Source organism: Pseudomonas asiatica (genome assembly GCF_040214835.1).
GTDB lineage: Bacteria > Pseudomonadota > Gammaproteobacteria > Pseudomonadales > Pseudomonadaceae > Aquipseudomonas > Aquipseudomonas putida_Z.
Genome location: NZ_CP157874.1, coordinates 1,056,946 through 1,077,274 on the forward strand (window position 1 = coordinate 1,056,946; position 20,329 = coordinate 1,077,274).

A 20,329-nucleotide genomic window follows, 5' to 3' on the forward strand; every position below is an offset into this window, starting at 1 on the left:
GCCTAGGGCGCCTGAGCATTCGCCAATAATCGAGGCCCTCGCCATGACCGTGTCCACTGCAATTGCCCGTCTCAACGCTGCTGATCCGGATTTCGCCCGACATCTGGATCATCTGCTGAGCTGGGAAAGTGTGTCCGATGACGCGGTCAACCAGCGCGTGCTCGACATCATCAAGGCCGTGCGCGAGCGTGGCGATGCGGCATTGGTGGAATTCACCCAGCGTTTCGATGGTGTCGATGCCAAGTCCATCGATGACCTGATCCTCGGTCGCGAGCGCCTGGAACTGGCCCTGACCCGCATTACCCCGGTCCAGCGCGAAGCCCTGGAAAAGGCTGCCAACCGTGTGCGCATGTACCACGAGCGGCAGAAGCAGGACTCCTGGCAGTACACCGAGGCCGACGGCACCGTGCTTGGCCAGAAGGTCACCCCGCTGGACCGCGCCGGCCTGTATGTGCCGGGTGGCAAGGCGTCGTACCCGTCGTCGGTACTGATGAACGCCATCCCGGCCAAGGTCGCCGGTGTGGCCGAAGTGGTGATGGTGGTGCCGACCCCGCGTGGCGAGGTCAACGAGCTGGTGCTGGCGGCTGCCTGCATCGCCGGTGTCGACCGTGTGTTCACCGTCGGTGGCGCCCAGGCTGTCGCCGCCCTGGCCTACGGTACCGAAAGCGTGCCGCAGGTGGACAAGATCGTCGGCCCGGGCAACATCTACGTTGCCACCGCCAAGCGCCACGTGTTCGGCCAGGTGGGTATCGACATGATCGCCGGCCCGTCGGAAATCCTCGTGGTGTGCGACGGCCAGACCGACCCGGACTGGATCGCCATGGACCTGTTCTCCCAGGCCGAGCACGACGAAGATGCCCAGGCCATCCTGGTCAGCCCGGACGCCGCCTTCCTCGACCGCGTTGCCGCCAGCATCGACAAGCTGCTGCCGACCATGGAACGTGCCGAGATCATCGAGAAGTCGATCAATGGCCGTGGTGCGCTGATTCAGGTGCGTGACATGCAGCAGGCCATGGAAGTGGCCAACCGCATCGCACCCGAGCACCTGGAACTGTCGGTGGCCGATCCGCAGGCCTGGCTGCCGCACATCCGCCACGCTGGCGCGATCTTCATGGGTCGTCACACCAGCGAAGCGCTGGGCGACTACTGCGCAGGGCCCAACCACGTGCTGCCGACTTCCGGCACCGCGCGTTTCTCGTCGCCGCTGGGGGTTTATGACTTCCAGAAGCGCTCGTCGATCATTTTCTGCTCCGAGCAGGGCGCGTCCGAGCTGGGCCACACCGCCTCGGTCCTGGCCCGTGGCGAGTCGCTGACCGCCCACGCCCGCAGCGCCGAATACCGCATCCTGACCCAAGAGAAGGGGAACTGAGCATGAGTCGATTCTGGAGCCCCTTCGTCAAGGACCTGGTGCCTTACGTGCCGGGCGAGCAGCCCAAGCTGGCCCGCCTGGTCAAGCTGAACACCAACGAAAACCCCTACGGCCCTTCGCCCAAGGCGCTGGAGGCCATGCGCGGCGAGCTGAACGACAACCTGCGCCTGTACCCGGACCCGAACGGTGACCGGCTGAAGCAGGCGGTGGCCGAGTACTACGGCGTGACGCCGGCACAAGTGTTCGTCGGCAACGGCTCGGACGAGGTGCTGGCGCACATCTTCCACGGCCTGTTCCAGCACGACGCACCGCTGCTGTTCCCTGACATCAGCTACAGCTTCTACCCGGTCTACTGCGGCCTGTACGGTATCGCCTTCGAGCAGGTGGCGCTGGACGAGCAGTTCCAGATCCGCATCGAGGACTACAACAAGCCCAATGCCGGCATCATCTTCCCCAATCCCAACGCGCCGACCGGTTGCCTGATGCCGCTGCAGGCGGTGGAGCAGTTGCTGCAGGCCAACCGTGATTCGGTGGTGGTGGTCGATGAAGCCTACATCGACTTCGGTGGCGAAACGGCGATCAGCCTGGTGGACCGCTACGACAACCTGCTGGTCACCCAGACCCTGTCGAAGTCGCGTTCGCTGGCCGGGCTGCGGGTTGGCCTGGCGGTGGGCCACCCGGACCTGATCGAGGCGCTGGAGCGGATCAAGAACAGCTTCAACTCCTACCCGCTGGACCGTGCCGCGATCGTCGGCGCAGCGGTGGCGTTCGAGGACCGCGAGTACTTCGAGGAAACCTGCCGCAAGGTGATCGACAGCCGCGAGGTGTTGGTCGGGCAGCTGCAGGCCAAGGGCTTCGAAGTGCTGCCGTCGGCGGCCAACTTCATCTTCGCCCGCCATCCGCAACAAGATGCTGGTGAGCTGGCTGCACGCCTGCGCGAGCAGGGCGTGATCGTGCGCCACTTCAAGCAGCCGCGCATTGCCCAGTTCCTGCGCATCACCATCGGTACGCCAGAGATGAACCAGGCGCTGCTCGATGCGTTGACCTGACGCCATCCACTGCCCTGCGCGGTCCTTGTAGGAGCGGCCTTGTGTCGCGATAGGGCCGCAAAGCGGCCCCAGCAGTTTTTGCATCTGCGCTGAAATCCAGGGGCCGCTTTGCGGCCCTTTCGCGACACAAGGCCGCTCCCACAAAAAATCGCGCCAGGTTTCTAATCGTTGCTCTCTTCAATGACAAACACTTTGCCCACCGGTATGCTGCGCCAATTCATCGGATGATTGGTTGAGTAGCATGAGTACCGAATTGACCAAGCGGTCCCTGGTCGAACTGGCCGTCGAGCGCATGCGCGAACGCATCGTGCTGGGCGACTGGCAGGTTGGCCAGCGTTTGCCGACCGAGCCGGAACTGGCCCTGCAGTTGGGCATAAGCCGCAACACCGTACGCGAGGCCATGCGTGTGCTGGCATTCAGTGGCCTGGTGGAGATCCGCCAGGGCGACGGCAGCTACCTGCGCACGGCCCAGGACCCGCTGCAGGCGGTGCAGGCGATGTCACGCTGCACGCCCGAGCAGGCCCGTGAAACCCGGCACATCCTCGAAGCCGAGGCCATCGGCCTGGCCGCACTGCGCCGAACCGACGCCGACCTGCAGGCGCTGCGTGATGCCCTGGCCAACAGTGCCGGGCATTTTCACGGTGATATCGATGCTTATGTGGCCTGCGACCTGGTGTTTCACCAGCGGCTGGTCGATGCCGCCCACAACCCGGCCTTGAGTGAGCTGTACCGTTACTTTTCCGGGGTGGTGGCTGCCGCGCTGCAGCACAACATGGCGACCGTGCCGCGCTGCCAGGCCACGTTCGACCTGCATGGGCAGATCCTTGCCGCCATCGAGCAACGCGATGCGGAGCAGGCCAAGCGCCTGAGCCGTACCCTTATCGAATCCTGACTCCGAGAAGGCCATGGCTGATTCCATCACCCGTAACACCCCACCGAGCGAGCGGGACCTCGAAGAGTTGCTGATCGACGCCGAGGCTGACGACGAACAGGTCCAACAGCAGCCGGTACAGGTACAGCGGCCTTGGCTGTTGTTGCTCGGCCTGGTGCTGGTGGCTTTGAACCTGCGCCCGGCATTGTCGAGCATGGCGCCAGTGCTGGGCCAGGTGTCCGAAGGCCTGGGGCTGAACGCCTCGCAGGCCGGTTTGCTGACCACCTTGCCAGTGCTGTGCCTGGGCCTGTTCGCCCCTTTGGCGCCGGTGCTGGCGCGGCGCTTTGGCAGCGAGCGGGTGATCCTCGGCATTCTCGCTACCCTGGCGCTTGGCATTGTCGTGCGCAGTAGCCTGGGGGCTGCCGGGGTGTTCCTCGGCAGCCTCATGGCGGGGGCCAGTATCGGCATCATTGGCGTGCTGTTGCCGGGCATCGTCAAGCGCGATTTCCCGCAGCACGCTGGCACGCTGACCGGCGTGTACACCATGGCGTTGTGTCTGGGCGCCGCCATGGCGGCTGGCGCCACGGTGCCCCTGGCCCAGCATTTCGACGGCAGCTGGGCGCTGGGGCTTGGCTTCTGGATGTTGCCGGCCCTGCTGGCCATGCTCGTATGGCTGCCGCAGGCCCGCCAGGGTCATGGCCTGCACAAGGTGGCCTATCGCGTGCGTGGGCTGTGGCGTGATCCGCTGGCCTGGCAGGTGACCCTGTACATGGGCCTGCAGTCGTCACTGGCCTACATCGTCTTTGGCTGGTTGCCATCGATTCTGATCGGCCGTGGGTTGAGCCCGACCGAGGCGGGGCTGGTGCTGTCGGGGTCGGTGATCGTGCAGCTGGTCAGTTCGCTCAGTGCGCCCTGGCTGGCCACTCGCGGCAAGGACCAGCGCCTGGCGATCGTGCTGGTCATGCTGATTACCCTGGCCGGCCTGTTCGGTTGCCTGTATGCGCCGCTTTCCGGGCTATGGGGCTGGGCGGTTGTGCTGGGCCTGGGGCAGGGCGGTACCTTTGCCCTGGCGCTGACCTTGATCGTGCTGCGCTCGAAGGATGCCCATGTGGCGGCGAACCTGTCGAGCATGGCGCAGGGGGTGGGTTATACGCTGGCGTCGATGGGGCCGTTTGCGGTGGGGCTGGTGCATGACCTGACCGGGGGCTGGGCGGCAGTGGGGTGGATCTTTGCCGTGCTGGGGGTGGGGGCCATCGTGTTCGGCCTGGGCGCCGGGCGGGCTTTGCATGTGCAGGTGAGCAGCGAGAAGGTCTGAAGGGGTATGTTGGCAGTGCCGGCCTCTTCGCGGGCACGCCCGCTCCCACAGGAGAGCCACAGGATCAAAGCATGCATGGATCTTGTGGGAGCGGGCGCGCCCGCGAAGAGGCCGGTACTGGCATAAGCAACCGGGGCAGATTATCGTGCTGCTTTCGACCCCCAGGACGGACCAGCCCCCATGAGCGACGCCAACCGCGACCTGATCACCCGCTTCTACCAGGCCTTCCAGCGCCTGGATGCCGAGGCCATGGTCGCCTGCTACAGCGACGATATCGTCTTCAGCGACCCGGTCTTCGGCACCTTGCGTGGCAAGGATGCAGGCGACATGTGGCGAATGCTCACCAGCCGGGCCAAGGACTTCACCCTTACCTTCGACAACGTCCGCGCCGATGAACGCACGGGCGCCGCACATTGGGTGGCCACCTACCTGTTCAGCCAGACCGGCCGCATCGTGGTCAACGATATCCAGGCGCGTTTCGTGATTCGTGACGGGCTGATCTGCCAGCACGATGACCACTTCGACTTGTGGCGCTGGTCGCGGCAGGCGCTGGGTGTGCCTGGCATGCTGCTGGGCTGGTCGCCGCTGGTGCAGAACAAGGTACGCCAGCAGGCGTTCACAGGATTGCGAGCATTCCAGCAGGCCCAGGGTGAGTGAGCCCGTCGAAATTGCCGCGAGCAAACCCTGGTATGTCTACTTGGTAAGGGCTGCCAATGGATCGCTGTATTGCGGTATCAGCGATGACCCGCAGCGGCGCTTTCTGGCGCACCAGAAAGGGCAGGGCGCGCGCTACTTCAAGACCAGCCCGGCCCAGGCGCTGGTGTATGTGGAGCAATGGCCGGACAAGGGCGAGGCGTTACGCCAGGAGCGGCTGGTGAAGCGGCTGCGCAAGGCGGCGAAGGAGGCGTTGGTGGCCTCCTATGGCGCAGTAGTGGCTGCTAATTAGGGCCGCTTCGCGCCCCATCGCCGGCAAGCCAGCTCCCACTTCGACTGCATGGACCTCAGGCCTGTGCAGTACCTGTGGGAGCTGGCTTGCCGGCGATGGGCTGCCCAGCAGCCCCGGGGCCATCAGTCCTTGCGCCGCTTCAACTGATCCACCAAGGTGGTCGGAAGGCCCTTGATGATCAAGGTCCCTGCCTCTTCGTCATACTCGACCTTGTCCCCCAGCAGGTGCGCTTCGAAGCTGATCGACAACCCCTCGGCACGGCCGGTGAAACGGCGGAACTGGTTGAGGGTGCGCTTGTCTGCGGGGATTTCCGGCGACAGGCCGTAGTCCTTGTTGCGGATGTGGTCGTAGAACGCCTTGGGCCGGTCCTCGTCGATCAGGCTGGACAGCTCTTCCAGCGTGACCGGCTCACCCAGTTTGGTCTGGGTTGTGGCGTACTCGACCAGGGTCTGGGTTTTTTCGCGGGCAGACTCTTCCGGCAGGTCTTCGCTCTCGACGAAGTCACTGAAGGCCTTGAGCAGGGTGCGGGTTTCGCCCGGGCCGTCGACGCCCTCCTGGCAGCCAATGAAGTCGCGGAAGTAGTCCGAGACCTTCTTGCCGTTCTTGCCCTTGATGAACGAAATGTACTGTTTGGAGTTCTGGTTGTTCTTCCACTCCGACAGGTTGATGCGCGCCGCCAGGTGCAGCTGGCCAAGGTCGAGGTGGCGCGAAGGCATCACGTCGAGCTCGGCGTTCACCGCCACGCCTTCGCTGTGGTGCAGCAGGGCGATCGCCAGGTATTCGGTCATGCCTTGTTGGTAGTGGGCAAACAGGATGTGGCCGCCGGTGGACAGGTTGGACTCTTCCATCAGCTTCTGCAGGTGCTCCACGGCCACGCGGCTGAAGGCGGTAAAGTCCTTTTCTTCGTCCAGGTACTGCTTCAGCCAGCCGCTCAGTGGGTAGGCGCCGGACTCGCCGTGGAAAAAGCCCCAGGCCTTGCCTTGCTTGGCGTTGTAGCTGTCATTGAGGTCGGCCAGCAGGTTTTCGATGGCGTCGGAGGCGGCCAGTTCGCAATCGCGGGCATGCAGCACGGCGGGGCTGCCATCGGGCTTTTTGTCGATCAGGTGAACGATGCAATGACGGATTGGCATGGAATTCTCGGCGAGCTGCAAAAGTCGTCCAGTTTACCCTAGACACAAGGTGGTGCAGTGGCCGGATGTTGGCGGAAATGCCGGTTGTTCGTTTTTTGTTCAAATTTGTGCGTTTTAGGCTAAAACCCCCGAAAAACCTGCATTAAATCGAAGCGCGCAGCGGATATTTATCCGTTCCTGTGGTAGCTTTGCGCGGTCTTGCGCCCCTTGTGTGGCGCATTGCTGGCAGCGTGCTGTCGTCGTGTCGAACCAAACGTCGATTTACGTATCTACATACGCGATTGGCGCGGCCCTCCACTTTCAGGGGCTGGCCCGATAACGTCGTAGTCCGCTGCATAACCATCGAATTTGATAGGGAAGGAACACCACCATGGCATTGACCAAAGACCAACTGATTGCCGACATCGCCGAATCGATCGCCGCGCCAAAAGCCACCGCCAAGAACGCTCTGGAGCAACTGGGCCAGATCGTTGCCGACCAGCTGGAAAACGGCGCTGAAATCACTCTGCCAGGCATCGGCAAGCTGAAAGTCGCTGAGCGTCCTGCCCGTACCGGCCGCAACCCTTCGACTGGCGCTGCCATCGAAATCGCTGCCAAGAAAGTCGTCAAGTTCGTTCCAGCCAAAGTGCTGACCGACGCCATCAACAAGTAATTGTTGAAGCTTTGACGAAACCGCGCCCGGCTTGCCCGGGCGCGGTTTTTTCATGCCTGGGTTTTACGCCTGGCGTGCCAGGCTTGGCGTGCGGCGTCGTCGTGGAAGCTCCAGGCGACCATGCGGCTTTGCTTCTGCCCCTGGCCCATTTCACTGATGCGCACGGCCTTGGCGCCCGCTTTCCTGAGCGCAGCCTCGATCCCCGGCAGGTTGCTGGCCTTGGACACCAGGCTGGTGAACCACAGTACCCGCTCGGCGTACTGCACGCTTTCGCTGACCAGTTGGCTGACAAAGCGGATCTCGCCGCCTTCGCACCACAGTTCGTTGTTCTGGCCGCCGAAGTTGAGCACCGGCAGCTTGCGCTTGGGGTCCTGCTTGCCGAGGTTCTTCCACTTGCGCTGGCTGCCACGGGTGGCTTCGTCGCGTGAGGAATGGAAGGGCGGGTTGCACAGGGTGAGATCGAAGCGTTCGCCCTCCTGCAGCAGGCCGCTGAGGATGTGTGCACGGTTGGCCTGCTGGCGCAGGGTGATGGCCTTGCCCAGGCCATTGGCCTGGACGATGGCCTTGGCCGAAGCCAGGGCCACGGGGTCGATGTCCGAGCCGAGGAAGCGCCAGCGGTAGTCGCTGTGGCCCAGCAGCGGGTAGATGCAGTTGGCCCCCACGCCTATGTCCAGCGCCCGCACCTGGGCGCCCTTGGGGATCTCGCCAGCATTGTCGTCGGCCAGCAGGTCGGCGGCCACGTGGATGTAGTCGGCGCGGCCGGGAATCGGCGGGCACAGGTAGTCGGCGGGGATATCCCAGTGCTGGATGCCGTACTGGGACTTCAGCAGGGCACGGTTGAACACCCGCACGGCCTCGGGGTTGGCGAAGTCGATGCTGGGTTTGCCGTGGGGGTTGGTGATGGTGAAGCGCGCCAGGTCAGGGTGGGCCTTGATCAGGCTGGGGAAGTCGTAGCGGCCCTGGTGGCGGTTGCGCGGGTGCAGGGTGGGTTTGTTCGGGGTCATGGCAGTGTCCAGCCCTATACGAGCGGTGGCTGATAGAGCCTGGGGCTGCTTTGCAGCCCTTTCGCGACACAAGGCCGCTCCTACAGAATAGCGGCGCCCTTCAGACCGGCGCCGTCCCTGTAGGAGCGGCCTTGTGTCGCGAAAGGGCCGCAAAGCGGCCCCAGCTTTTTCTCTAGTGATTAAAGCGCTGCAATCCGCGCATGCTGCTCGGTGAAGTTGGCCAGGGCCTGTTCGGACTCGGCCAGCTTGGCGCGTTCCTTCTCGATCACGGCAGGTGGTGCCTTGTCGACGAAGGCGGCGTTGGAAAGCTTGCCACCCACGCGAGCCACTTCACCCTGCAGGCGCTGGATTTCCTTGTTCAGGCGCGCCAGCTCGGCATCCTTGTCGATCAGGCCGGCCATTGGCACCAGCACTTGCAGGTCACCGACCAGGGCGGTGGCCGACAGCGGGGCTTCGTCGGCATCGCCCAGTACGGTGAACGATTCGACCTTGGCCAGCTTCTTCAGCAGGGCTTCGTTTTCCTGCAGGCGACGCTGGTCGTCGGCGTTGGCGTTCTTCAGGAACAGCGGCAGCGGCTTGCCCGGGCCGATGTTCATTTCGGCGCGGATGTTGCGCAGGCCGACCATCAGCTCCTTGAGCCACTCGATGTCGCCTTCGGCGGCAGCATCGATGCGGCTTTCATTGGCCACCGGCCATGGCTGCAGCATGATGGTCTTGCCTTCGATGCCGGCCAGCGGCGCGATGCGCTGCCAGATTTCTTCGGTGATGAACGGCATGAACGGGTGTGCCAGGCGAAGCGCCACTTCCAGCACGCGCACCAGGGTGCGGCGAGTGCCACGGGCGCGCTCGACCGGGGCGTTCTCGTCCCACAGCACCGGCTTGGACAGCTCCAGGTACCAGTCGCAGTACTGGTTCCAGATGAACTCGTACAGCGCCTGGCTGGCCAGGTCGAAGCGGAACTGCTCCAGCTGGCGGGTCACTTCGGCTTCGGTACGCTGCAGCTGCGAGATGATCCAGCGGTCGGCCAGCGACAGCTCGTAGGCTTCGCCGTTCTGGCCGCAATCCTCGCCCTTGTCCAGCACGTAGCGGGCGGCGTTCCAGATCTTGTTGCAGAAGTTGCGGTAGCCTTCGACGCGGCCCATGTCGAACTTGATGTCGCGGCCGGTGGAGGCCAGCGAGCAGAAGGTGAAGCGCAGGGCGTCGGTGCCGTAGCTGGCGATACCTTCGGGGAACTCGGCCTTGGTCTGCTTGGCGATCTTCTCGGCAAGCTTGGGCTGCATCATGCCGCTGGTGCGTTTTTCCAGCAGGGCGTCGAGGGTGATGCCGTCGACGATGTCCAGCGGGTCCAGCACGTTGCCCTTGGACTTGGACATCTTCTGGCCCTGGCCGTCACGTACCAGGCCGTGCACGTACACGGTCTTGAACGGTACCTGCGGGGTGCCATCCTCGTTCTTGATCAGGTGCATGGTCAGCATGATCATGCGCGCAACCCAGAAGAAGATGATGTCGAAGCCGGTCACCAGCACGTCGGTGGAGTGGAACTTCTTGAGGAACTCGGTCTGTTCCGGCCAGCCCAGGGTAGAGAAGGTCCACAGGCCCGAACTGAACCAGGTATCGAGTACGTCGTCGTCCTGGCGCAGGACCACGTCGGCGCCCAGGTTGTGCTTGGCGCGCACTTCTTCCTCGTTGCGGCCGACATAGACCTGGCCGGCCTCGTCGTACCATGCCGGGATGCGGTGGCCCCACCACAGCTGGCGGCTGATGCACCAGTCCTGGATGTCACGCATCCAGGAGAAGTACATGTTCTCGTACTGCTTGGGCACGAACTGGATGCGGCCATCTTCCACGGCGGCGATGGCAGGTTCTGCCAGCGGCTTGGTTGAAACGTACCACTGGTCGGTCAGCCATGGCTCGATGACGGTGCCCGAACGGTCGCCTTTCGGCACTTTCAGCGCGTGGTCGTCGATGCTCACCAGCAGGCCCTGGGCATCCAGGTCGGCGACGATCTGCTTGCGCGCGACGAAGCGGTCGAGGTTGGCGTATTGGGCCGGCAGGCGGGTGTCCACCTGCTCGTTGACGCTGCCGTCGAGGTTGAAGGCCTGCGCGCTGGCCAGCACGAAGGCGTTCTTGTCGAAGATGTTCAGCAGCGGCAGGTTGTGGCGCTTGCCGACTTCGTAGTCGTTGAAGTCGTGGGCCGGGGTGATCTTCACGCAGCCGGTACCGAACTCGGGGTCGCAGTAGTCGTCGGCGATGATCGGGATGCGGCGGCCGACCAGTGGCAGTTCGACGAACTTGCCGATCAGTGCCTGGTAGCGCTCGTCGTTCGGGTTGACCGCCACGGCGGCGTCACCCAGCAGGGTTTCCGGACGGGTGGTGGCGACTACCAGGTAGTCCTTGCCTTCGGCGGTCTTGGCGCCGTCGGCCAGTGGGTAGCGCAGGTTCCACAGGTGGCCCTTCTCGTCGTGGTTTTCCACTTCGAGGTCGGAGATGGCCGTGTGCAGCTTGGTGTCCCAGTTGACCAGGCGCTTGCCGCGGTAGATCAGGCCGTCTTCATGCAGGCGCACGAAGGCTTCCTTGACCGCTTCGGACAGGCCGTCGTCCATGGTGAAGCGCTCGCGGCTCCAGTCGACCGACGAGCCCAGGCGGCGGATCTGACGGCTGATGTTGCCACCGGACTGATCCTTCCATTCCCAGACCTTTTCCAGGAACTTTTCGCGGCCCAGGTCATGCCGGTTCTGACCCTTGGCCTCGAGCTGGCGCTCGACCAGCATCTGGGTGGCGATACCGGCGTGGTCGGTGCCTGGCTGCCACAGGGTGTCGCGGCCTTGCATGCGGCGGAAACGGATCAGGGCGTCCATGATCGCGTTGTTGAACCCGTGGCCCATGTGCAGGCTGCCGGTCACGTTCGGCGGCGGGATCATGATGGTGTAGGACTCGCCTGCACCTTGTGGGGCGAAATAGTTCTCGGACTCCCAGGTGTTGTACCAGGAAGTTTCGATGGCGTGCGGCTGGTAGGTCTTATCCATGCGCGGCGGGACCCTGTGCATTTATTCGGGAAAGCCGGGAAGTATAACCAAGCTGGGGGCCGCAGGCGACAAGCTGCTGCTATCTGGCAGGCAGGGACGGCCTATTCGCGGGTAAACCCGCTCCCACAGGAGCTGCGCAAGCTTTGAGACTTGCGCCGGTCCTGTGGGAGCGGGTTTACCCGCGAAGAAGGCACCGCCGAATTTCGGTTTTACTCGGAACGCTTGATCAACCGCTCGATCCGCGCATCCAGCCGGCGCTTGATCTCGTTCTCGATGTGCGGGGTGAAGTCGTTGATCACGTCCTGCATGATCATCTGCGCTGCCGCACGCAGCTCGCTTTCCAGGTGCAGCAGGGTGTCCTGGCGGCGGGTCTGCGGGTCGTCTTCGGGTTCGGCAGCTACCGGTTCGGCCGCAGGCACATGATTGCCGGGCGCTTCTTCCAGCAGCAACGGGATCTGCTCCACCGTCTCGGTCAGCAGCGGCGGTTGCAGGTCGGCGTCGCCAAGCAGCTGGCGTATCGACTCGAGGTCATCGAGCAGATGGGCGGAATCGGGCAGGGGGGAGGGCTTGTCCATCGTCGTCAAAGTCGCTGTAAGCGGTGGTCTTGCAGAGCATAGCCCTGTTCACGGTAGAAACGGAATCGTTCACGGGCCGATTGGCGGATGCCAGGCTCTTCAACGACGATTTCGGCCACTCGCTCGAACTGGCCGACGAAGGCCGGTACGCCGGCGCCCAGGTTGATCAACAGGTCGTGGTGGTCGCCTGCACTGTCGGCGGCCAGGCCCAATGCCACGCTGGCATCGGCATGTACCTCCGCGAGGTCGTGGGGCACGAAGGCCTCGCCCTTGAAGCGCCACAGGCGTTGGTCCAGCTCGCTGCGCTGCTCGGCGTCCTGGCAATTCAGGTAGACCCGGTGGCCAAGGCGCCAGGCCTTTTCGCACAGCTTGCAGGCGAAATCGAGCCGCGCCGACAGCGAGTCGGTGGGCAGGATGTAGAAATCGACTTTGCTCATGGTGGTATCGCCGGCCGGTGGCGCGCGGGGCGCCACCGGCTTCATGGCGTCAGGCGCCTGCGCGGTCCAGCAGGTACTGGGTCAGCAGGGGCACAGGGCGGCCAGTGGCGCCCTTGTCCTTGCCACCGCTGACCCAGGCGGTGCCGGCGATGTCCATGTGCGCCCAGTCGTAGGCCTTGGCAAAGCGCGACAGGAAGCAGCCGGCGGTGATGGTGCCGGCCTTCGGCCCGCCGATGTTGCCCATGTCGGCGAACGGGCTGTCCAGCTGCTCCTGGTACTCATCGAACAGCGGCAGCTGCCAGGCACGGTCGTCGGCGCGCTTGCCGGCGTCGAGCAACTGGCCGACCAGGTCGTCGTTGTTGCCCATCAGGCCGGTGGTGTGGCTGCCCAGGGCGACGATGCAGGCACCGGTCAGGGTGGCGATGTCGATGACTGCCTGCGGCTTGAAGCGCTCGGCGTAGGTCAGGGTGTCGCACAGCACCAGGCGCCCTTCGGCGTCGGTGTTGAGGATTTCCACGGTCTGCCCGCTCATGGTGGTGACGATGTCACCCGGGCGGGTGGCGCCGCCGCTCGGCATGTTCTCGGCGCAGGCCAGCAGGCACACCAGGTTGACCGGCAGCTGCAACTCGAGCACCGCACGCAGGGTGCCGAGCACGCTGGCGGCACCGCACATGTCGTACTTCATTTCGTCCATGCCGGCACCAGGCTTGAGGCTGATGCCGCCGGTGTCGAAGGTAATGCCCTTGCCCACCAGCACGAACGGCTTGTCCGCCTTCTTGCCGCCCTGGTAGTTGAGCACGATCAGGCGTGGTGGCTGGTCGCTGCCCTGGCCGACGGCGTAGAACGCGCCCATGCCCAGGTCCTTGATCTTCTTCTCGTCCAGCACTTCGACTTTCAGCGCCTTGTGCGTCTTGCCCAGGTCCTTGGCCTGTTCGGCCAGGAAGCTTGGGTGGCACAGGTTGGGCGGCAGGTTGCCCAGGTCGCGGGTGAAAGCCATGCCGGTGGCGATGGCGCTTGCATGCTTGACGGCACGCTCGACCTCGACCTGGCCGGCCTTTTCGGCCAGCAGGGTGACCTTCTTCAGGGCGCGCGGCTCGGCCTTCTGGCTCTTGAAGCGATCGAACACGTATTCGCCGTCGAGCAGGGTTTCGGCCAGCAGGCGGTACTTGCCATAGTGGGCATCGCGGTTGCTGACCGCGATGTCGTCCAGGGCCAGCACTGCGTCAGCGCCGTTCAGGCCCTTGAGCACACCGGCGACGCTGGCGACCAGTTTGCGCCAGGCGCGGTCGCCCAGGGCTTCGTCCTTGCCGCTGCCCACCAGCAGCACGCGCTCGGCCTTCAGGCCCGCGAGGTTCTGCAGGAGCAGGGTCTGGCCCGGCTTGCCGGCCAGGTCGCCACGCTTGAGCACGGCACTGATGGCGCCCTCGCTGGCCTGGTCGACGGCCTTGGCCACGGCGCCGAGCTTGCGGTTTTCACCTACCGGGAGGACCAGGGTGGCGGTTTTTACGGATGCAGCAGCTACGCTTTTTACAACCAGTTCCATGTCAGGATCCCCGAATGATCGATACAGTCGGCGCTGTGTGTTCCAGCGCTCTGGACAGGCCTGGCCGCGTCGTCGCGCGCCAGCGGAAAAGCTGCCAGTTTGAGCCTGCGGCAAGCGTGCTGACAACCCCGTTATGCGCCTTCATGCGCGGCGAAGTGACAGGGGCGGTCAATCACAGGATAATGCGCGCACTTTACATGGAGGTTCGCCTTTGGCGAACCGGCATTGGTCTTGGCTGTACTAAGTCATTGTCTGGCGCCATTGCTTGGCAGTCCGCCCTGACAACCCAGGAGTGTCTGGTTTGATCGTCTTTCGTTATCTGTCCCGCGAGGTCCTGGTGACCTTGAGCGCCGTCAGCGCTGTGCTGCTGGTGATCATCATGAGTGGGCGCTTCATCAAGTACCTGGCCCAGGCTGCCCAGGGTGTGCTCGACCCGAGCGTGCTGTTCCTGATCATGGGCTTCCGTCTGCCGGGCTTCCTGCAGCTGATCCTGCCTCTGGGGCTGTTCCTCGGCATTCTCCTGGCGTACGGGCGCCTGTACCTGGAAAGCGAGATGACCGTGCTGTCGGCCACCGGCATGAGCCAGCAGCGCCTGCTGGGCCTGACCATGGCACCGGCCGCCCTGGTCGCCCTGCTGGTGGCCTGGCTTAGCCTGAGCCTGGCGCCGCTGGGTGTTGCCCAGGTGCAGCAGATCATCAGCCAGCAGGATGCCCTGACCGAGTTCGACACCCTGGTGCCGGGCCGCTTCCAGACCCTGCGCGACGGCTCGCGGGTGACCTACACCGAAGAGCTGTCGGACGACCGCATCAACCTGGCCGGGGTGTTCATTTCCGAGAAGCGCTTCAACCAGGACAAGACCAAGGACCGCGCCCCGTCGGTGCTGGTTGCCGAAAAAGGCCACCAGGAAATCCAGGCCGACGGCAACCGCTATCTGGTGCTGGAAAACGGTTACCGTTACGACGGCAACCCGGGCCAGGCCGATTACCGTGCAATCAAGTACGACACCTACGGCGTGCTGCTGCCCAAGCCGGAAGTCGCCGAGGAAGTGACCGATCGCGAAGCCATCCCCACTTCCGAGCTGATCGGCAAGAAAGGCCTGCGTGAGCGCGCCGAGCTGCAATGGCGGCTGTCGCTGCCGATCCTGGTGTTCATCGTCACCATGCTGGCGGTGCCGCTGTCCCGGGTCAACCCGCGCCAGGGCCGCTTCCTCAAGCTGCTGCCGGCAATTCTTCTGTACATGGCCTACCTGACAATGCTGATTTCCGTACGTGGCGCCCTCGAGAAGGGCAAATTGCCGATCGCCCTGGGCATGTGGTGGGTCCACGGCCTGTTCCTGCTGATCGGCCTGGGCCTGATGTACTGGGAGCCGCTGCGTCTCAAGCGCGCCGCCCGTCGTGCGGAGGTGGCCCATGGGTAAGCTCGACCGCTACATCGGCCAGAGCGTGCTGCTGGCCATCCTCGCCGTGCTGGGGATCATCCTCGGCCTGGCTTCGCTGTTCGCCTTCATCGACGAGATGAGCGACCTGAGTGACACCTACACGGTGATGGAGGCGGGCAACTTCGTCCTGTTGACCGCACCGCGGCGGCTGTACGAAATGCTGCCGATGGCCGCCTTGATCGGCTGCCTGATTGGTCTGGGCAGCCTGGCCAGCAGCAGCGAACTGACCATCATGCGTGCTGCCGGGGTTTCCATCGGGCGCATCGTCTGGGCGGTGATGAAGCCGATGCTGGTACTGATGCTGGTCGGCCTGCTGATCGGCGAGTACGTGGCGCCGGTGACCGAGAACAAGGCCCAGGCCGACCGTTCCCTGGCCCAGGGTGGTGGTGATGCGCAAAGCTCCAAGCGCGGCATGTGGCACCGCCAGGGCGAGGAGTACGTGCACATCAACGCCGTGCAGCCCAACGGCCTGCTGCTGGGCGTGACCCGTTACCGCTTCGACAGCGAGCGCAAGATCGTCACCTCGAGCTTCGCCCGCCGTGCACAGTACCAGGACGACCACTGGATGCTCAGCGACGTGCGCACCACCTTCTTCCGTGGCGACCACACCGAAGTGGTGACCGCGCCGCAGGAGCGCTGGGACGTTTCGCTCACGCCGCAGCTGCTCAATACCGTGATCCTGGCGCCGGAGTCGCTGTCCATCACCGGGCTGTGGGACTACATCCACTACCTGTCCGACCAGGGCCTGAACAATGCCCGTTACTGGCTGGCGTTCTGGACCAAGGTATTGCAGCCGATGGTGACCGCGGCGCTGGTGCTGATGGCCATTTCCTTCATCTTCGGCCCGCTGCGTTCGGTAACCCTTGGCCAGCGCGTGTTCACCGGTGTACTGGTGGGCTTCGTGTTCCGCATCGCCCAGGACCTGCTGGGGCCTTCGAGCCAGGTGTTCGGCTTCCCGCCGCTGCTGGCGGTGGTGATCCCGGCAGGCATCTGTGCGCTGGCCGGTGTGTGGTTGTTGCGCCGGGCAGGTTGATGGCCTGAGCTGTACAAAAAAAGCCGACCTCAGGGTCGGCTTTTTGCTGGCATTTGTGTTGCTTTCTTCGCGGGCTTGCCCGCTCCCACAGGAACCTCACCATCCTCAGGACCTGTGATGAACCTGTGGGAGCGGGCAAGCCCGCGAAGAGGCCATAGCAGGCAATACAAGTCTCAGTTCATTTCTTCTGCTTCGGCACCCGCACCAGCTGGCTTTCCGAATAGATGTCATGCCAGCCCCGCTGGCGCTTGTCGATCAAAACCCAGAAAAACCCCAGCCCCAGGCACAGCCACGAGGCAATCGACACCACGAAGCGCAGCAGCGCCTGCCACAGGCTGATGGCTGTGCCATCGGCGTTCTGCACCCGCACGCCCCACACCTGCATGCCCAGGGTCTGCCCGCCATGGGTCCAGAACTTGGCAAAGAAACCGAACAGGACGAACAGCAACACGGTGGACAACAGCGGGTCGCCGTCCAGTGCGCCAGCCTCGGTCAGCTCACGCATGCGGGCTTCGCCGATGATCGCCATCTGGATCATCTTGTAGGCACCGGCGGTCACGATCAGCAGCGCCGTGCACAGCAGGAAGTCGTAGAACATCGCCGCCAGGCGCCGGCCCAGGCCGACCGGCGGAAAATCACCCTGGGGTGTGAGCAGAGGCTTGGACATGCAAAACGGCTCCAGAAGACGAAGCCGCTATTCTACGGGCAAAAAAAAGCCCCTGCACTTGGCAGGGGCTTTTCTCGAAGTCGGGTTCGGCTTAGCCGGCGACCTGAACTTTGTCAGCCTGCATGCCTTTCTGGCCCTGGACTGCTTCGAAGGTGACCTTCTGGCCTTCTTTCAGGCTCTTGAAGCCGTTACCTTCGATAGCGCGGAAGTGTACGAACAGATCCGGACCGCTTTCTGGGGTGATGAAGCCGTAACCTTTTTCGTCATTGAACCACTTGACGGTACCGTTCTGACGCTCAGCCATTGTCTTATTTCCTATGAAGCTTGAATTTTGATGACAGTTTCTTTTGCAATAAAGGAAGCAAAAGATTACTGGGCTGGGTTGCAGGAAAGTAAGAGACGTCGAACGGGTTGTAGCAGATTGCGGCTACTGGCCCAGGTCACGAACTGTTGCGACCCATGCAAACACAGTGCAGTGACTCTACGCCAACTCCCGAGCGAAAAACAAGCCCTTGGTCGTATGGAAAATCGGCCGTTTGCCGATAACCGACCGATTTGTCGGAAACGGCATGGCGCCTGGCCTGGCGCCATGTTCAAAAGTTATTGGACAGGTTCGAAAACGAATATGTCGAACCTGCCCGCAACCTTCACAAAGCGGCTTCAGCCCCGGTAGTAACGTTGTGCCACGAAAGGCATTTTGCTGACTTTCAAGGCAACCTTCTTGCCGCGCACCACGGCAAACAATGAGGTGTCGATAGCGCTATGTTCACTATCGATATAACCCATTGCTACAGGTGCACCGAGTGTCGGGCCAAAGCCGCCGCTGCACACTTTGCCTACAGGTTTATCGTGTGCATCGACAATATCCGCGCCTTCACGTACTGGGGTACGCTCCTGCGGCAACAGGCCCACACGTTTGCGCGCCACACCATCGCGCTGATGAGCGAAGATGGCCTCGGCACCCGGGAAACCGGCGGCACGCGCGCCATCGGCACGGCGAACCTTGGAAATGGCCCACAACAGGCTGGCTTCCACCGGCGTGGTTTCGGTGTTCATGTCGTGGCCATACAGGCACAGGCCGGCTTCCAGGCGCAGTGAGTCACGCGCACCCAGGCCGATCGGCTGTACTTCCGGCTCGGCCAGCAGGCGGCGGGCCAGGGCTTCGGCGGCATGTGCCGGTACCGAGATTTCGTAGCCGTCTTCGCCGGTGTAGCCCGAGCGGCTGACGAAGCAGTCTTCACCCAGCAGTTTCACCGGGCGGAACTGCATGAAGGTCATGCCGGCCACTTCCGGGGCCAGGCGCTCCAGCACCTTGACCGCCGCCGGGCCTTGCAGGGCCAGCAGGGCGCGCTGCTCGAACAGCGGTTGTACCTCGCAACGGCTGCCGATGTGCGCTTGCAAGTGGGCCAGGTCCTGGTCCTTGCAGGCGGCGTTGACCACCAGGAACAGCGTGTCGTCGCCCAGGTTGGCGACCATCAGGTCGTCGAGGATGCCGCCTTGCTCATTGGTGAACATGGCATAGCGCTGCATGCCCACCGGCAGGTCGATGATATCCACCGGCACCAGGCTTTCCAGGGCCTTGGCGGCATCGCTGCCGCGCAGGGTGATCTGGCCCATGTGCGAGACATCGAACAGGCCGGCCTGCTCGCGGGTGTGCAGGTGTTCCTTGAGCACGCCCAACGGGTACTGCACCGGCATGTCATAGCCGGCGAACGGCACCATGCGCGCACCCAGTTCCAGGTGCAGGGCGTGCAGTGGGGTCTTGAGCAGTGTTTCGGACATCGGTGACTCCTTGCTGTTGTTGTCGGGTCAACATTCGATGATGTTGACGGCCAGGCCGCCACGGGCGGTCTCTTTGTATTTGCTTTTCATGTCGGCGCCGGTCTGGCGCATGGTGCGGATGACCTTGTCGAGCGACACGTAGTGCTGCCCGTCGCCGCGCAAGGCCATGCGCACCGCGTTGATCGCCTTCACCGAGCCCATGGCGTTGCGCTCGATGCAAGGCACCTGGACCAGCCCGCCAATCGGGTCGCAGGTCAGGCCCAGGTTGTGTTCCATGCCGATTTCGGCAGCGTTTTCCACCTGTTGCACGGTGCCACCCATCACCTCGCACAGCGCCCCGGCGGCCATCGAGCAGGCCACGCCGACCTCGCCCTGGCAGCCTACTTCGGCGCCGGAGATGGAGGCGTTTTCCTTGTACAGGATGCCGATGGCCGCGGCGGTGAGCAGAAACCGCACCACCCCGTCCTCGTTGGCTCCCGGTACGAAGCGCATGTAGTAATGCAGCACCGCCGGGACAATGCCCGCCGCGCCGTTGGTCGGCGCGGTGACCACACGCCCGCCGTAGGCGTTTTCCTCGTTCACTGCCAGGGCATAGAGGTTGACCCAGTCGAGTACCGACAGGGCATCGCGCAGGCTGGCTTCCGGGTTGCGGCTCAGTTGGCGGTACAACGCCGGTGCCCGGCGCTTGACCTTGAGCCCGCCCGGCAGGATGCCTTCATGCTGGCAACCGGCTTCGACGCAGTCCTGCATCACCTGCCAGATGCGCAGCAGCCCGGCACGGGTTTCCGCCTCGGGGCGCCAGGCCGCCTCGTTGGCCAGCATTACCTGGCTGATCGACAGGTTTTGCCCGGTGCAATGGCCGAGCAGCTCCTTGGCGGTCTTGAACGGGTAGGTCAGCGGTGTGCTGTCCTCGACGATGCGGTCGTGGCCGGCGGCGTCCTGGTCGACCACGAAACCGCCGCCCACCGAGTAGTACTCGCGGCTGCGGATTTGCAGGCCGGCCTCGTCGAAGGCGCGGAAAATCATGCCGTTGGGGTGGTAGTCCAGCGGCTTGCGAATCATCGCCAGGTGCTGCTTTTCGATGAACGCGATGCTGTGCTCGCCGAGCAGGTTCAGCCGACCGCTGTCGCGGATGGCCTGCAGGCGGGCAGGGATGGTGTCGGTGTCGATGACATCGGGGTGTTCGCCTTCAAGGCCCAGCAGCACGGCCTTGTCGCTGCCGTGGCCCTTGCCGGTGGCGCCGAGCGAGCCGTACAGCTCGGCCTTGACGCTGACCGTGCGGGCGAGCATGCCATCACGGCGCAGCCCTTCGGCGAAGCGCGCGGCGGCGCGCATCGGGCCGACCGTGTGCGAGCTGGAGGGGCCGATGCCGATCTTGAACAGGTCGAAGACGCTCAAAGACATGGTGACCTCCTGCCAGGTTGATTGGGCGGACGGTGAACCCTGTGGGAGCGGGTTTACCCGCGAATGCGGCGGTAGAGCCACCATCGCA

19 protein-coding genes are annotated in these 20,329 nt (G+C 63.9%); 9 read left to right on the top strand and 10 right to left on the bottom strand.

The features are described 5' to 3' along the window. Window positions 1-43 precede the first annotated feature (43 nt). From hisD to ABNP31_RS04910, 6 genes are all read left to right on the top strand, one after another. Window positions 44-1,369 carry a histidinol dehydrogenase gene (gene hisD / locus ABNP31_RS04885; protein WP_025337829.1) on the top strand — a complete coding sequence of 442 codons (1,326 nt, stop codon included), beginning with the start codon at window positions 44-46 and terminating at the stop codon, window positions 1,367-1,369. Window positions 1,370-1,371: 2 nt separating this feature from the next. Next, window positions 1,372-2,418, top strand: coding sequence for a histidinol-phosphate transaminase (gene hisC, locus ABNP31_RS04890; protein WP_075043871.1), 1,047 nt, complete (start codon window positions 1,372-1,374; stop codon window positions 2,416-2,418). A 241-nt stretch (window positions 2,419-2,659) separates the two neighbouring features. Continuing rightward, window positions 2,660-3,310 (top strand): FadR/GntR family transcriptional regulator, encoded by a 651-nt coding sequence (locus ABNP31_RS04895; RefSeq protein WP_025337831.1) that lies wholly within the window; start codon window positions 2,660-2,662, stop codon window positions 3,308-3,310. Window positions 3,311-3,323: 13 nt separating this feature from the next. Next, window positions 3,324-4,604, top strand: coding sequence for a CynX/NimT family MFS transporter (locus tag ABNP31_RS04900; RefSeq protein ID WP_075043873.1), 1,281 nt, complete (start codon window positions 3,324-3,326; stop codon window positions 4,602-4,604). Between the two features lie 180 nt (window positions 4,605-4,784). After that, on the top strand, window positions 4,785-5,261 hold the full coding sequence (locus ABNP31_RS04905; RefSeq protein ID WP_350013047.1) for a nuclear transport factor 2 family protein: 477 nt from the start codon (window positions 4,785-4,787) through the stop codon (window positions 5,259-5,261). Continuing rightward, a complete protein-coding gene (locus ABNP31_RS04910; RefSeq protein ID WP_350013048.1) occupies window positions 5,254-5,550 on the top strand; it encodes a GIY-YIG nuclease family protein in 297 nt (98 codons plus the stop codon). The genes ABNP31_RS04905 and ABNP31_RS04910 overlap by 8 nt, the downstream gene beginning before the upstream one ends. Before the next feature lie 122 nt (window positions 5,551-5,672). On the opposite strand, the gene yejK is transcribed toward ABNP31_RS04910, so the two are convergent. Beyond that, the gene (yejK, locus tag ABNP31_RS04915; protein WP_085664594.1) at window positions 5,673-6,680 is read right to left on the bottom strand and encodes a nucleoid-associated protein YejK; all 1,008 of its coding nucleotides are present in this window, start codon (window positions 6,678-6,680) and stop codon (window positions 5,673-5,675) included. Between the two features lie 370 nt (window positions 6,681-7,050). Between yejK and ABNP31_RS04920 the strand changes: the two genes are divergently transcribed. Then, a complete protein-coding gene (locus ABNP31_RS04920) occupies window positions 7,051-7,332 on the top strand; it encodes an HU family DNA-binding protein (protein WP_003257928.1) in 282 nt (93 codons plus the stop codon). 50 nt (window positions 7,333-7,382) lie between these two features. On the opposite strand, the gene rlmF is transcribed toward ABNP31_RS04920, so the two are convergent. The 5 genes from rlmF to ABNP31_RS04945 all read right to left on the bottom strand — a co-directional run bounded on the left by rlmF (window position 7,383) and on the right by ABNP31_RS04945 (window position 13,917). After that, window positions 7,383-8,336 carry a 23S rRNA (adenine(1618)-N(6))-methyltransferase RlmF gene (gene rlmF, locus ABNP31_RS04925; protein ID WP_350013049.1) on the bottom strand — a complete coding sequence of 318 codons (954 nt, stop codon included), beginning with the start codon at window positions 8,334-8,336 and terminating at the stop codon, window positions 7,383-7,385. Window positions 8,337-8,515: 179 nt separating this feature from the next. Further along, window positions 8,516-11,362, bottom strand: a complete 2,847-nt coding sequence (locus tag ABNP31_RS04930; protein ID WP_013971095.1) for a valine--tRNA ligase — start codon at window positions 11,360-11,362, stop codon at window positions 8,516-8,518. Window positions 11,363-11,571: 209 nt separating this feature from the next. After that, window positions 11,572-11,937, bottom strand: a complete 366-nt coding sequence (locus ABNP31_RS04935; RefSeq protein ID WP_013971096.1) for a hypothetical protein — start codon at window positions 11,935-11,937, stop codon at window positions 11,572-11,574. A 5-nt stretch (window positions 11,938-11,942) separates the two neighbouring features. Continuing rightward, window positions 11,943-12,374 carry a DNA polymerase III subunit chi gene (locus ABNP31_RS04940; RefSeq protein WP_350013050.1) on the bottom strand — a complete coding sequence of 144 codons (432 nt, stop codon included), beginning with the start codon at window positions 12,372-12,374 and terminating at the stop codon, window positions 11,943-11,945. Between the two features lie 49 nt (window positions 12,375-12,423). Beyond that, on the bottom strand, window positions 12,424-13,917 hold the full coding sequence (locus ABNP31_RS04945; RefSeq protein WP_238067305.1) for a leucyl aminopeptidase: 1,494 nt from the start codon (window positions 13,915-13,917) through the stop codon (window positions 12,424-12,426). A 301-nt stretch (window positions 13,918-14,218) separates the two neighbouring features. On the opposite strand from ABNP31_RS04945, the gene lptF reads away from it, so the two are divergent. Both lptF and lptG read left to right on the top strand, forming a co-directional pair. Further along, the gene (gene lptF, locus ABNP31_RS04950; protein WP_025337841.1) at window positions 14,219-15,334 is read left to right on the top strand and encodes an LPS export ABC transporter permease LptF; all 1,116 of its coding nucleotides are present in this window, start codon (window positions 14,219-14,221) and stop codon (window positions 15,332-15,334) included. Continuing rightward, window positions 15,327-16,388, top strand: coding sequence for an LPS export ABC transporter permease LptG (lptG, locus tag ABNP31_RS04955; protein ID WP_025337842.1), 1,062 nt, complete (start codon window positions 15,327-15,329; stop codon window positions 16,386-16,388). The genes lptF and lptG overlap by 8 nt, the downstream gene beginning before the upstream one ends. A gap of 178 nt (window positions 16,389-16,566) precedes the next feature. Here lptG and ABNP31_RS04960 read toward each other — a convergent pair whose 3' ends face one another. The 4 genes from ABNP31_RS04960 to ABNP31_RS04975 all read right to left on the bottom strand — a co-directional run bounded on the left by ABNP31_RS04960 (window position 16,567) and on the right by ABNP31_RS04975 (window position 20,241). Then, a complete protein-coding gene (locus tag ABNP31_RS04960) occupies window positions 16,567-17,055 on the bottom strand; it encodes an RDD family protein (RefSeq protein ID WP_075043880.1) in 489 nt (162 codons plus the stop codon). A gap of 91 nt (window positions 17,056-17,146) precedes the next feature. Then, the gene (locus ABNP31_RS04965; RefSeq protein WP_003257941.1) at window positions 17,147-17,359 is read right to left on the bottom strand and encodes a cold-shock protein; all 213 of its coding nucleotides are present in this window, start codon (window positions 17,357-17,359) and stop codon (window positions 17,147-17,149) included. 356 nt (window positions 17,360-17,715) lie between these two features. Continuing rightward, a complete protein-coding gene (gene gcvT / locus ABNP31_RS04970) occupies window positions 17,716-18,837 on the bottom strand; it encodes a glycine cleavage system aminomethyltransferase GcvT (RefSeq protein WP_085664523.1) in 1,122 nt (373 codons plus the stop codon). A gap of 27 nt (window positions 18,838-18,864) precedes the next feature. Then, complete coding sequence (locus ABNP31_RS04975; protein WP_350013051.1) at window positions 18,865-20,241, bottom strand: L-serine ammonia-lyase; 1,377 nt, start codon at window positions 20,239-20,241, stop codon at window positions 18,865-18,867. Window positions 20,242-20,329 lie beyond the last annotated feature (88 nt).